6 protein-coding genes are annotated in these 13,870 nt (G+C 65.3%); 4 read left to right on the forward strand and 2 right to left on the reverse strand.

Translation table 11 applies throughout. From position 1 onward, the window contains the following. From VFG49_RS02320 to VFG49_RS02335, 4 genes are all read left to right on the forward strand, one after another. Positions 1–251, forward strand: a 251-nt coding sequence (locus VFG49_RS02320; protein ID WP_324857890.1) for a hypothetical protein, incomplete at its 5' end; no start/stop codon positions are given. A 183-nt stretch (positions 252–434) separates the two neighbouring features. Next, positions 435–1,637, forward strand: coding sequence for an alpha/beta hydrolase family protein (locus tag VFG49_RS02325; protein WP_324857891.1), 1,203 nt, complete (start codon positions 435–437; stop codon positions 1,635–1,637). A gap of 226 nt (positions 1,638–1,863) precedes the next feature. Further along, positions 1,864–4,659 (forward strand): serine/threonine-protein kinase, encoded by a 2,796-nt coding sequence (locus VFG49_RS02330; protein ID WP_324857892.1) that lies wholly within the window; start codon positions 1,864–1,866, stop codon positions 4,657–4,659. Continuing rightward, complete coding sequence (locus VFG49_RS02335; RefSeq protein WP_324857893.1) at positions 4,656–5,219, forward strand: ECF-type sigma factor; 564 nt, start codon at positions 4,656–4,658, stop codon at positions 5,217–5,219. Before VFG49_RS02330 ends, VFG49_RS02335 begins: the two co-directional genes overlap by 4 nt. Before the next feature lie 86 nt (positions 5,220–5,305). Here VFG49_RS02335 and VFG49_RS02340 read toward each other — a convergent pair whose 3' ends face one another. Together VFG49_RS02340 and VFG49_RS02345 are read right to left on the reverse strand one after the other, a co-directional pair. Then, on the reverse strand, positions 5,306–11,533 hold the full coding sequence (locus VFG49_RS02340) for an autotransporter-associated beta strand repeat-containing protein (protein ID WP_324857894.1): 6,228 nt from the start codon (positions 11,531–11,533) through the stop codon (positions 5,306–5,308). Between the two features lie 317 nt (positions 11,534–11,850). Beyond that, a complete protein-coding gene (locus VFG49_RS02345; protein WP_324857895.1) occupies positions 11,851–13,011 on the reverse strand; it encodes an AI-2E family transporter in 1,161 nt (386 codons plus the stop codon). Between the last annotated feature and the right edge of the window lie 859 nt (positions 13,012–13,870).

Here is a 13,870-nt window from a genome sequence, read left to right on the forward strand (position 1 = left end):
GCACCGCCAAGCGCCTCTATCCCCTGATGGCCGCGCTCACCGCCGGCAATACCCCCGGGCAGCCTGTGCACAACGAGCGGCCGTTCATGCGATTGAAGCCCGCCGAAGCCTTCGTGCTGGTGCAGGCCATGGCAGGTGTCATGCGCATGTTGATCCTTGCCAAGGCCTTGCCGGCGTCCCGCCAGGAGATCGAAGACGCGCTGGTGGATCTGGTGGACGGCTATCTCTGGCGCCACTCAGGCGCCTCGTAACCTGAGCACTGCGCCTGCACGGAAGCGGCCAAGACAGCCAGAAACGCCAGTAAGTGACTGTTGTTACGCGACAAACGGGCGACCCCGAGGTCTCGGGGAAAGTGAGTCTACAAACCTGAGTACCACTCATATCATGGCCGGCATCCCATCAATGGCGCGCAGCGCCTTCACTGGAGCCTCCCCATGCAGACCTCGCCCCAGCAACCGCGCCCCGACCAGCGCATGGCCACGCGTTACCGATTCAACGACCCGGACATGGACCTGTTCTTTGCAGCAGCGCTCGGCTGGGGACCTGCCGGTGGCCTCGATGTGGGCCAAGCCATCCATGTCGCGTCGCAGATCGTGGACGGCGATGCCGACAGCTGGGTCCAGTCATTTGCCGACTACGGCGACGTGCAGAACACCCAGGCCGACAAATGGGCCGCACGAGGCTGGCAGCGAGCCGCCGGCGAAGCGCGCCTGAAGGCCTTCGCCAGCTACCGCTCCGCCTGGCAGTTCGCTCAGCCCGGCGACTCGTTCGGGAATCTCTATGCGCGACACAAGGCTGCCTTCCGCGCCGCCATGGGCGAACTGGCACTGCCCGCCCATTTTTTCCAGGTGTTGTTTGACGGCAAGCCGTTGCCTGGCGTGTTCCTGCAGAACGAGGATGCGTCGGCGCCCGTGGCACTGGTCATCGGCGGTGCGGATACATGCTTCGAAGATCTCTTCCTCACGCTGGGTCGCAACCTGTTCGATCGCGGCTACTCCGTCGCGCTGGTCGACCTGCCCGGCCAGGGCATCACGCAGGCCAGCGGGCTGCACTGGATGGCGGAGGCTGAGCGCCCGATCGCGTCGGTGATCGACGTGTTGATCGAGCGATTCCACGCCGCGGCCGGCCGCATCGCCCTCATCGGCCTGAGCCTCGGTGGCTACTTCGTCGCGCGCGCGGCGGGCCACGACACACGGCTTGCAACCGTCATCGCCAGCACGCCGTTTCCCGACCCGGCGCAACTCTTCGCCCTGTCGGCAAAGGCGATCATCGAACACGCATCGCACAGCGAGCCATCGACTGCCGCCAAACGCGCTCGCACCGTCACCCTATGGAAAGCCGGCGCGGGCAACGTGACGGAATTCCTGGCACGCACCGCCGACATGGTCGCGGATCCAAGCCTGGTAACCGTGCCCTTCCTTTCCATTCTGGGCACCGGTGATTCGCCAGTGTTTGCCGCGCAGGCACGCGAATGGCACGCACGGATTCCCTCCGCACGAAAGGAACTCGTCGAACTGGACGCCAGCACCGGCGCCGACGCACACGTGCAGGTCAACAACCGCCTGCGACTCGCACAGGAGTGCAGCGGCTGGATGGATGAGGTGTTTGCACCAGGTCGCGCACGCAGGAAAGCGTGATCCGTCTCGCGAGAGAGCTGTCGCTACCAGGTCCGCTGCGATTCACGGCCTGAGCCGTCCAATGCTCATGGGAATGGTCGGCTGGCCGATGTCGCGTTGCCGGGAAATCCCGGAATCGGCGCCGGGAATCGCGCGCTACGGATAGTTTTTGCCGTCATTCCGCGTCAATAATTGCGGTGCGTCCGATCCAACCAGCGGCATGGTGCAGAACCTACAGGGGACAAGGATGGCCGGGGACCGAGGGCAGACCTACAGGCAGGCGAAGTCGATTGCGCTGGCAGCGCTTGATTTGCGCGCCGGTGAGCGCGCGGCGTTCGTGGATAAGGCATGCGGTGGCGACAGCACCCTGACCGCCGAAGTCGAGTGGCTGATGCAGGCGGCTGAAGCCACCAGCGTGCCCGCGTTCCTCTCCTACGGCATCTCTGAAGAAGCTTCCGCTTTGCGCGATGGCGACATGTCGGCCACGGCGCCTGTCGATTATCGGATCGAACGCCTGCTCGGCGAGGGTGGCATGGGCACGGTCTATCTGGCCGAGCGCACCGTCGATGGCGGCACCGATGGTGAACTGCACCAGCAGGTGGCGCTGAAACTGCTGCACGGCGACGGCTCCATGGGCGCTGAAGCGCGGCGCAGGTTTGCCGATGAGCGGCGCATCCTTGCCTCGCTCAATCACCCCAACATCGCACACCTGCTCGATGCCGGACGCACCGCCGACGGCTCGCCTTATCTGGCGATGGAATTTGTCGATGGCGAGCGGATCGATCGTTGGTGCGAGCAGCGGCTTCCCTATCTTCGCGAACGCCTGTCGCTGTTTCTTCGCGTGTGCGAAGCCGTGCAGTACGCGCACGGCCGGTTGGTGATCCATCGGGACATCAAGCCGGCGAACATACTCGTCACGGCGGACGGCGAGCCCAAGCTGCTCGATTTCGGCATCGCGCGACTGCTCGATGAAACCAGCGCGGTGGCCGACGCGCGCACGGCGACGATGCGGCGTGCGCTCACCCTCGCCTATGCCAGCCCCGAACAGGTACGCGGCCTGCCGCTCGACGTGACAGCGGATGTCTGGTCGCTGGGCATCGTGCTCTACCAGTTGCTGTCCGGCACCAGACCGTTCGACGCCAGCGACACCTCGCCACTGGATCTTTCCAACGCCATCGTCGCGGCCCATGCGCCGCCACCGAGCAGGCGAGCAAAAGCCGGCATCTCCATCCCCACGGATCTGGATGCCATCGTGATGAAGGCGATGCGCCGCGAGCCTGCCGAGCGCTACGCCAGCGTCGCCGAACTGATGCAGGACATTCGCTGTTTCCTCGATGCCCGCCCCGTGCAGGCGCGGCAGGGGCGCCTCTGGTATCGCTGGCGGCTGTTCGTGCGCCGCCAGCGCGTGGCGCTCGCCGCCGGCATGGTCGTGCTGCTCCTGCTGGTGGCTTTCATCGCGACCCTGGCGGTGCAACTGCGGCACGTACAGAAGGAACGCGACAAGACACAGGCCATTGCCGCCTTCATGGCCGACCTCTTCGAAAACGCGGACCCTACGCACGCGCGTGGCGAAACCATCAGCGTGCGTGAAGTGCTTGATAGAGGTGTGGAACGCATCAGCGGCAATCAGGCGATAGCCGCGGATGTGCAAGCAGCGCTGCTGTTTTCGATCGGCCGCAGTTACAACGCACTGGACCAGAGTTCGCGGGCCATTCCCACACTGCAGCGCGCACTCGCATTGCAGGAGACATCCGGTGCTCCTGCCCTGGATCGCGGCCGTACGTGGGCTGCGCTCGGCCGCGCCTATGGGCAACAGACCGATGCAGCGCATGCTATCGACGCCGACTCGCACGCCATGGACTTGCTCGCCGCCGAACCCGGGCTTGAGCCGGGCGAGCTGCTTACCCTGCGTACCCACACGTTGCAGCAACACGCGAGCGCGGGCGACTTGCCGGCCGCACAGATCGTCGAGCGCCTTCGCACGGTGGCCGGCGAACTGGCGACGCAGCGTCCGCCGTTGCCGGAGGTGCAGGTTCAGACATTGACGACCCTGGCGCTTGCACTGAGTCAGGCGGGCGAGAACACGGAGGCCGTCGCGCGAGCCCGACAGGCGATGCAGGTCGCCGAAAGTTTTTATGGGAAGAACGATCCCGCGCTGATCCGACCACGCTTCATTCTTGCGGTGGTGACCGCACCCAGCGACCCCGCCACGGCGGCAACCCTCTACGAGCAGACGATCGCCGAACGAAGTCGCGTGCTGGGCGCCTCCGGCGCGGGCATGTCCACGCTGCACGGTTACCTTGGCCTTACGCTCGCGTCGCTGGGCCAGCATGAGCGAGCGGCGGAAGCACTGCAGCGCGCCTATGCGTTGTCGCAAGCCGAGCCATCGCCACGCCCCGATTTCCAGGACAACGTGCTGACCGCGCTGGCGAACGAATACCTGGAACTGGATCGCTACCGCGATGCAACGAACCTGCTGCAGCCGCATGTGGCGACGTTCAAACAGCAGGCCGCCAGCGGCTCGGCATGGGCACTCACCAATGAGGCGGTAGCGTTGAACATCCTGGGTATCGCCGCGATGCGAGAGGGCCGCCTGGACGATGCCCGCCAGCTTTTCGCACGCATGCCGGAGATTGCCGATGCGGCGGCCAAGCAAGGCGCCTGGATGGTGGCGACCGACAGCAGTGGCCTGCTTGCAGTAATGCAGCACCGTTACGACGACGCCGCGCGCACCTTGGCGCGGTTCGACGCCTTCAACCAACGCACGGCAGCCCCTGCCGATGCAGACAGCATGCTCAACGCGCGCCTCCTTCAGGCGCGGCTGTCGTTGGGACAGGGCAACACAGAAAAGGCCGAGTCCGGCGCGTCGACGGCATATGCCATCGCTGCGGGACGACGCGACGGCTGCGCGCGTTTGGCGCGTGAACTGCACGCGGCCTGGCGCGACGCTGCGAAGGCGCGTGGCCAGGACGTACCGCCCATGAACTGCCCACGCCCCGCCAGCGCGGCGGCTTCGACCACCGTGGCGGTGAAAACGCCATGACACGCAGTGAGGTGGAGGTTACCGAGCTGCTGCAGCGCGCGCGTGCCGGCGATGCGCCTGCGCTCGATAGCGCCTTGCGCGAGATGTATGACGCCTTGCACCGGCTGGCCGATGCCAGGCTGCGCCAGAACCAGAGCGAGCGAACGCTTTCGGCGACGGCACTCGTCAACGAGGCTTATCTCAAGGTGTTTGGCGGACAAGCCGGCCCCTCGTGGGATGACCGTGGGCATCTGCTTGGTGTCATGGCAAGAGCGATGCGTGAAGTGCTGATCGACGCCGCGCGACGACGCCAGGCCGCCAAGCGTCCGCAGGATGCCGATCGCCTGCAACTTACGGAAATCGCGGTCGGGCTGGGTGCCGATGTCGATCATGCGGCGCTGGTGGAAGCGCTTGATCTGCTGGAAACGCTGGACCCGCGTCAGGCACGCATTGTCACGCTGCGATTCTTTGTTGGGCTGAGCGCCGAACAGATCGGCGCGGCGCTCGACATCTCGCCCGCCACCGTCCAACGCGAATGGCGCATGGCTCGCGCGTGGCTGCAACGTGAGCTGGATATCTGACGTCATCGCTGAGGCGGACTGACTGCTCCACGAATAGCCTGCTCGGCGCGGCCACCGTGTGACCGCGCCGAAGCCATCAAGTCGCCTCAGAACACCCAGGTCAGGCTCATGCGCGCCGCCTGATCCTTGGCATGGCTGGCGAACTGCCCGCTGTAAGTGGCATCCACCGACACGCCCGGTGCGATCAGGAAGCTGAGGCCACCGCTGATGGCTGTCGCATTGCGTGCCACCGGCAGGCCGGCGATATCGAATGCCGCGCCACCGGCAACAAAGCGCATCGACTCGGTCGCCGCCGTATCGCCCCAGGCGTGCTGCCAGCCCAGGCTGGCGTGCGCGTGCAGGCCACCCTTGTCGTCCAGCGCAAAACTTCCACGCACGCCCAGCGTGCCGATGCCAAGCGTGCTGTCCTGCGCCGCGACATCCAGTGCTGCAACGCTGCCGTGCTCACGGATCGCATCGGTGCGCAGGTGTTCGTAGACCAGGTTGACGAAGGGCATCAGCGTGGTGCCGCCTCGCGTGAATGCATAACCGCCGTCCACGTACGCCTGCGAAGTATTGGCGTCATACGAGCTGCCGGCGGTACCGGAGGACGCACCGAGCGGCGTGGTCCGGTTGGTGTCCACCTTCTGCCAGCCGTAGATGACGCCGCCTTGCAGCTGGAATGCGCCGGCCTGGGTGGCGCCGTACACACCTGCATGCGTGTTGGTGTTGTGCGAAGACGAATCCAGCGTAGCGATGCGCGCCGTACCCTGACCGGAGCCGATCGCCGCGCCCAGGCGCGATGCGCCATCGATGGGCAGATCCGCACCGACCAGCAGGCCGCTGCCGTTCGCCGCCATGTCAGCGGCGTTGCCGTCGTGGTCGTGATTGCCCCAATGACCCCACACCGCGCTCCACGCGGTGACGCCGTTGTCGCTGCCGGCATCGAGGCCGTTCGCGCGGTTGTCCATGCCAAGCAGGTGCTGGCCGATCGCTTCGCGCACGTAGCGATCGTCGTCGATGATTGCCGTGCGCGTGCTCGCGTGGATTTCACCGGAAAGCCTGTCGAAGGCCCGGCGCGCCGCCGTCGCATCCAGTGTCACCAGCGCGCTATACACCGCGTTGTCGAATCCGAGCGGATTGGCGGCCATGGCCACGGCCGTCTGGTTCGGCGTCTGCGCCACCGCGTCGAAGCGGATGTCGTTGCGCTGCAGGGAAAGCTGGACGGCGTTGGCGCTATAGCTAAGCACCGGATTGAGGAACGCGAGGCTTGAACTGGCTCCGGCGAATTCGCCGCTGACGCCACCCGCGGCGGTGAGAATCGTGTAGTCGGTACGTGGTGCCCACGTGCCCGTCGGCGTCAATGTCACCACGCTGCCGCCAAAGATCGTCGCCTTGCCACCCACGCTCAGCCGGTCCGCCGTGCCATCCGGCAACGCGTCGATCACCCAGGTGCTGTTGGCGTTCTGCGTGTAGTTGCCCTGGATGGTGAGCGTGCCGACGGAACCACCGGGCCACAGCGTGCCGTTGTTCACCACGTCGCCGCCGATGGTGCCGTGACCACGCAACGTGCCTCCGGCATTCACCACGACATCGCCACCAAGGAACGCCGCAGGATGACTTTCATCACCCACGGCCAGTGTGCCCGCCTGCACCACGGTGTTGCCCGCGAATGCATTGTTGCCGTTGAACAGCAGCGTGCCGGCACCAACCTTGATCAGCGTGCCGTGGCCGGTGAGGCTACCGGCGAACGAGGCGTCGACGTCCTGTGCGAACACCAGCGAGGCATTGTCGGTGATGTTGCCTTGCAGGCTATGCGCATCGCCCTGCAGGGTGCCTGCGTTGACCACGGTGCCGCCGGTGTACGTATTGCCACCGGCGAGAACCAGCGTGCCGCTGCCGTTTTGCATCAGCACGCCGTTGCCGCTGACCGTGCCGTCGAAGGTCACCACATCGCTGCGATTGAATGCCAGCGCACTGCGGTTGTCGACGTTGCCGCTGATCGAACCGCTGGTGCCGCCGTCGCCCAGTTGCAATGTGCCGGAGGCAATCGTGGTGCCGCCGCTGTAGCTGTTTGCGTTGGTGAGGATGGTGGTGCCGGAGCCCTGCTGTAGCAGCGTGCCGGTGCCGGAGATCGCGCCGTCGAAATGCACCGCATCACTGCGGTTGAATGCCAGCACGCCGTTGTCGACCACGTCGCCCGTGATCGAGCCGCTCGCACCGCCGTTACCAAGCTGCAGCGTGCCGGATGCAATCGTGGTGCCGCCGCTGTAGCTGTTTGCGTTGATGAGGACGGTGGTGCCGGAACCCTGCTGCAGCAGCGTGCCGGTGCCGGAGATCGCACCGTCGAAATGCACCATATCGCTGCGGTTGAACGCCAGCACGCCGTTGTCGACCACGTCGCCCGTGATCGAGCCGCTCGCACCACCATTACCAAGCTGCAGTGTGCCGGCGTTGATCGTCGTGCCTCCCACGTAGGTGTTGGCAGCCGTGAGCACCAGGGTGCCAAGGTCGGCCTTGACCATACCGGCGCTGCCGGTGAGCACATTGCCGATGGTGGCGACCATGCCGGCGCCCGCGCTGCTGCCATCGCCGACACGTATCACCGGCGCGGCGCCGCCAGCACCCACCAGAGTCAGCGTGCCACCCGTCAGCGTGTAACCGTTGCTGGCGAACTGCATGCCGGTCGCCATGACGTTGCCGGCGCTGTTGTCCACCGTCACCGTGCCCGGGCTGCCGCCCAAGATGGCAAAACCCGGTTGCGGCTGCATGGCGAGCGTCACCGTGCCCACCTGATCGGTCCAGTTGGCGGAGGTAGCTGTCCAGGTGCCGTTGCCGCCGCCCATCTGCGTGGCACCGGCCAAGCCATTGCCGTTCCAGAAATTCAGCGTCATGGCCGATGCGTTGAGCAGATTGATCTGCTTGGCCGCGCTCAGATACTGAAGGCTGTAACTGCCGGCGGGCGTGCTGCCAAGCACGATGCCGCCATTGCTCAGCGTCAGGGTGCCGCCATAGCTGAAGAGGTTGTACAGGCCCGGGCCGAAACCGCCGGCATCGGCGACGTTCAACACCGCGCCATTGAGGGCCAGGTTGCCGCCCACGGCCACGCTGTCGCTGGTTCCTGCCGTGTGGAAGCTCGCGCCCGGTGCGCCAAATTCGAAATCGAGCTGGCTGCCCTGCGCAAACGTGGCGTTGCCGTTGATGGTGAGCGTGCCTATCGAAGCGCCCGGCGCCAGGTGCGCACCCGAGGCGACATTCGCATTGCCGCCGATGGTGCCGTGACCGCCGAGCGAGGCGCCGCTGTCCACCTGCACATCGCCACCGAGAGTCGCACCGTTGCCGGCAACACTGCCGATGATCAGTCCGCCGGATTGCACCTCGGTACTACCGGCGAAGGCGCTGCTGTTGCCGTCGAGCACGAGCGTACCGGCGCCGCGTTGCGTGAGCATGCCGGAACCGGAGATCGCACCGCCGACATTCAAGGCATCACTGCGGGCAAACACCAGCGCGCCGTTGTCGGCGATGTCACCCGTGATCGAACCCGTAGTGCCGCCCTTGCCGATCTGCAGCGTCGTACCCGCGGCGACATCGGTGTCGCCGGCATGGATCGCGCCGGTGACGGTAATGCCCTGGCTATCCATCAAGGCAACGGAACTGGCCGTCACTGTCCCGGTAATCGTCAAGGCAAGCAGGTCGCTGAGACTGAACTGGCCGGTGCTGACGTTGCCCAGGGTGCTTATCGCATTGGCGTTGGTCAGCGTGGCGGCGCCCGTCGCCTGCACACTCAAGGTGTTTGCGGTGAGCGCACCAGCAATCTGGGAGAGATTGTCGCCCGAGCCAAGCACCACGGTGTCGGCAGTCACGTCACCGTTCAGTAGCACATGGCTTGCCGAGTTCAGATCGATCTCGCCGTTGCTGCCGGTCGTCGTCGCCGAGGCGATGTTCAACACGCCGGCATTGGTGATCGACACATCGCTGCCGCTGACCGTCAACGCGCCCGTGAAGTTGTTGCCGGCATTGTTCAACGTGACGGCGCCCGCGCCGCCATCGAGCGTGACCGCGTCAGCGCCACCCGCCTGGGTGACGGCGCCCGTCTGGGTGATACCCGTGCCCGCCACGCTCAGCGTGCCGCTGCCGACGGAAGAAGCGCCGAGCGTCAGCGCGTGGCCACCGTTATTGAGCGCGACATTGCTGGCCCCGCTGTTGCTCAGGCTCACCGCACCGCCGAAGTTGTTGGCGGCCTGGGTCAGCGTGATCTCATGGGCACCGGCGTTGAAGCTCGACGTGCCTCTGACGGCAAACGGACCGCTCGACGTGATGCCACCAGCCGTGGTGGTGATCGACAACGCACCATTGATGTTCAAGGCGCCCGCGCTGAAGGTACCGCTGGATGTCGTCAATCCGCCCAGCGCCGTGGTGCCACCCACCGCACCGCCAAAGACAATCGCACCGCTCGTGCCGATGCTCAGCTTAGCCGCGCCATCGACGGTCGATGCAAAACCGATGGTGCCGCCGGCCGTGCTGGTCAGCGTGGTAGCGCTGGCGAGGGTCACCGCATTCCCATAGGCCTGCGCGCCGGTGGTGGTCACGTTGGCATTGAGCGTGGTGCTGCCTGCCGCATCCGTGGTCAGGCTGGTCAATGCCGTCACGGCGCCCACATTGCGGTTGAAGATGGTGGTGCCGGTGTTCTGCACGAGCAGCGCGCCCGCGCCATCGATCGGGCCGCTCAGACCCAGAACACCGTTGCCCTGAAGGGTTCCACCTGCAGCGCCGATGACCACGCTGCGCGCGAGGTACATATCCGTCGTGGCGCGCAAGGTGCCGCCATCGAGCGTGAGCGCCGCGCCTGAAAGACCGAGGTTGTCATCACTCGACACGGACAACGTGCCGGCCCTCACCGTCCAGCCCCGATAGTTGCTGGCCGTGCCGGTCAGCGTCCAGTTGCTCGTGCCGACCTTCTGGAGGCTATCGAAGCCCAGGTAAGACTGCTCCAGCACCGTGGCATCAAAGCTGGCGTCGGTAGAGCCGCCGAGTGCGAAGGTATCGCCGCCGTAGCTGAGCACATAGCCGACGATGCTGGAGCCTGCCAGCAGGGTCAGTGTGTTGCCGCCACCGCTCAACGTGATGGCAGAGCCTCGGACACCACTGCCGGAAAGACCGGCGCTGATCGTGCCGCTATTGGTAATCGATGCACCGCCCAGCGCCTGCAGGCCGACACCGGCGCCGCCGGCGCCTCCGCCATTGCCGGCCGATCCTGCGCCGCCGTTGATCACACCCGTATTGAGCAGGCTACCCTGATTGATGACGGCGCCGGTGCCGCCGGTGCCGCCGAAGTAGGCGTTGCCGCCCTGACCGCCATTGATGCTGCCGTTATTGGTGATGACGCCCCGGTTGGAGAGCACGCCAGCGGCGCCGTTTCCTCCAAGATTGTTTCCGCCGCTTCCCGCACCGCCGGTAATGGCGGCCCCCGCAGCGTTGGACAGCGTGCCACCGTCATAAAGAAACAAGCCTGCGCCGCCTGCACCCGCATTACTGTCGCCAGCGGCGCCGCCCGCGATGACCGCGCCGCTGGCATTGGTAATAGCACCTCCAGCCACGAGCACGACACCGGCGCCACCGCCGCCCGCTGCTCCGCTATGGACACCATTGCTTGCGATGACGGTGCCACCCTTGCCACCGACGATGGTGCCCGCGTTGTCCAATTGCGCGTTGGTAGCGGTCAATACCAGCGCGCCGCCGCCGCCACCGGCGCCGCCCTCGCGGTTGCTTCCGCCATTACCGCCGTTGACGCCCAGGCCGCCTGCAAGCGTCGCTCCGCTCACTACCTGAAAGTATGTGGAGCCTGAGACCGTGCCGGAGGCACCGTTGCCGCCGTCGCTATTTGAGCCGCCGAGCCCGCCGCCGCCGCCGCCACCGCCGGACAGGCCGCTGGCACCGAACCCGCCCCTGCTGTTGCTGCCGTCTGCGCCGCTGCCTGCGGCGAGCGTCAAGGTAGCGCCGTTGCCGCCCGCGCCGCCCGCACCGCCGCCACCGCCGCCGCCACCCGCGAGGCCACCGCTACCGCCGCTGCCGCAGTTGCACCAGGCGCCATTGTTGTCGCCGCCACCGGCGCCGCCAGCCGTCTGGATATCGCCGGCCGTCGCGACCATCGGCAGGAATCCACCCGAGCCGAGGATGAGCACCGAAGCAAGTGCGATGGCCAACGGGCGGCGCGCCCATCGCGGCTGGCCTTGCGGCGGCGTAGACACCCCACTCCGCGCGCCATGGACCAGCTCGGACGCCACCTGCGGCACGCGCAGAGCGCGGTTCCAGACCAACCGATAGATACGATTCATGCCATTTCCCCTGTGCGCCGATGGCGCTGCCCATCACGCGATATGACGGCTTACGGGGAGTAGTGCGCAAAACCGCGGAGGAATTGATCACGGTTTCCGTCCGGGGCGGTGACGGGCCGTGGGCTGGCCTGGCGGACGGGACCGGCGTGGACTTCAGCGCCAGGCGCAACGCGAACTCGACACTGATACGCCGCTCCCCCAGGTCTGGAACTACCGGTTGGGTGGCGAGCGGCCAGGCGCCAGGGACCTGCGACTGGACCCGCATTGGCCACCCCGTCAATACGTGGATCCAGTATCTGGCGAACGAAATCCCTCTCCTAGGATTCGAGCGCCTGCTTCTCACCCTCTAGAAAGTGGCCGAGTGCCGCGAGAGGACGGACGCGATCACAGACGATCTTGAGTATCGCGAGCATTGGTACCGCCAAAACGGCGCCAGGCGTACCCCACATCCAGTCCCAGAACAACAGGGAAATGATGACCAGCACAGGGTTCAAGGTAAAACGGCGAGCCAGCAGCATCGGCGTGATGGTTTCGCCCTCAATGATGTGAATGGCGCCGTAGAGCACCACGGGCATGAAAGCCTTCCATAAAGGCTCCAGGCTGAGCATGCCCGCGCCGAGGAAAATCGCGACACCGGTCAACGGACCGAGAATGGGGACGTAGTTGAGCAGGAAGGCAATGGCGCCCCACAGAAAGGCGTCCTCCAGCCCCAGCGCCCACATCGCGCAACCCGTAGCGATGCCCACCAACGCGTTCATGACCGTAATCGTCACCAGATACATGGAAATATCCGTTTCGATCTGCGAGGAGATGTCGGCGACCTGCCGCTTGTCCTTGAAGCTGGGCATCACCTCGACGAGACGCCGCAGAAATGTGTCGCCCGACATCAACAGGAAAAACAGCACCAGAAAGGTCGTCAGAAATTCGGCAGTGAAGGTCTGGGCTCCTTCGAGCAACATGCCTTGCAGATCCATGCCAGGGGCGGCCGCCGACGCTGCCGTCCCGTTGGGCAGAGCATTGCCCATCATGCTCTTCGCATGGGTCAACAGGTGGCTCAGCGTGTTGAGTGGTGCGCTGACCACCTTGACCCGCTCCTGCAATCGCGGAAGGCCTTCTGGAAGCTTGGTAGCCCAATGGGCGGCAGGCGCGCTGAGCAGCTCGACCAGTCCAAAGACCAGCCCTAGCAGCGCCACGATAACCGTCAGCGATGCCAGGACACGTGGCATCCGGATGCGAGCCAGCAAGCGCATGACCGGTTGCACGAGAAGTTTGAGAATGAAGGCCAGAATGATCGGCAGCAAGACAACCTTGGCGACATACGCGGCCGCCAGTACGGCCAGGACAAACAATCCGCCCTGAAAGACCGTGCGCGCGTCCTGAGGGAGCGGCATCTCTTTGGGAGAGACAGGAGCGTTGCTCGATTCCGTTTCGATGGATGTCAATTCACTGCCGCTTGGAAACTCATCCGAAGGTGCCATGGTCGATTCAATCCGAGGGTTGGAATGGCCGACAAGCAAAGGCAGGCTTCTACTGCTGCATGCCATGGCCAGGAAGCGGGTGGATCGGTCGCTTGCTGAAAAACGACGGGTAATGGCAAGAGGGCTTGGTACGTCGCCGTAACGGGCGAAAGCGTGAATCGTTGTCGCGGTGCCTAAGCCGCCCGGTCACCGGGTGCTGGACGGAGCGCCATGCCAAAGGGCCGCGCAAAGGCGGCCCTCGTAGCGATTTAAAGCAGGTTACTTCTTCGAATGATTCTGATCTTTCGACTGCTGTCCCCTGCTGTCTTTTTCGTCCCTGGACCGATCGGCACCGTGCGCGTCCTTTTCCCTGGGCGCTGAGGAAGGATTCGACTGCGGGGTACGGGGCGCATTCTTGTCGTTAGCGTTGTTCATGTACTACTCCAAAGCGGCAGGTATGCCGCAAAGAGACACTGGCCCTTTGAACGTCGCAGCAGTGTGACATCGCTGTTGGAGGATGGCCGTCATTTCCTTGGCCTTCAGGCCCCTCGCGCGCCCGGTCGAAGATATATATGGACATCCCACGGCGGCGTCACGACGACAGGCGCATGGTGAAAAGGCCTCGAGACTTCTTGGGCCTTCCTGGGCACGCTCCAGCTTCGGCCAGTCTCCTCGCCGCCCGGCTTCATGCGCGATGCGAGGTCCGTGTTCCTTTTGGATGGCCGATGAACTCCATCGCCGCGAACACGGCGCGGCGCTCGCGCGGAGACAATTCATGATAGATCGTTGGTTGGACTTTGCAGCGCATGGCTTACTTCATGCTGGCTTCGGCACCATGCTGCTGTACCTGCTGACGATGACGCAGCTCACCATCTTCACG

Source organism: Dyella sp., assembly GCF_035685885.1.
In the GTDB taxonomy this organism is placed as follows: domain Bacteria; phylum Pseudomonadota; class Gammaproteobacteria; order Xanthomonadales; family Rhodanobacteraceae; genus Dyella.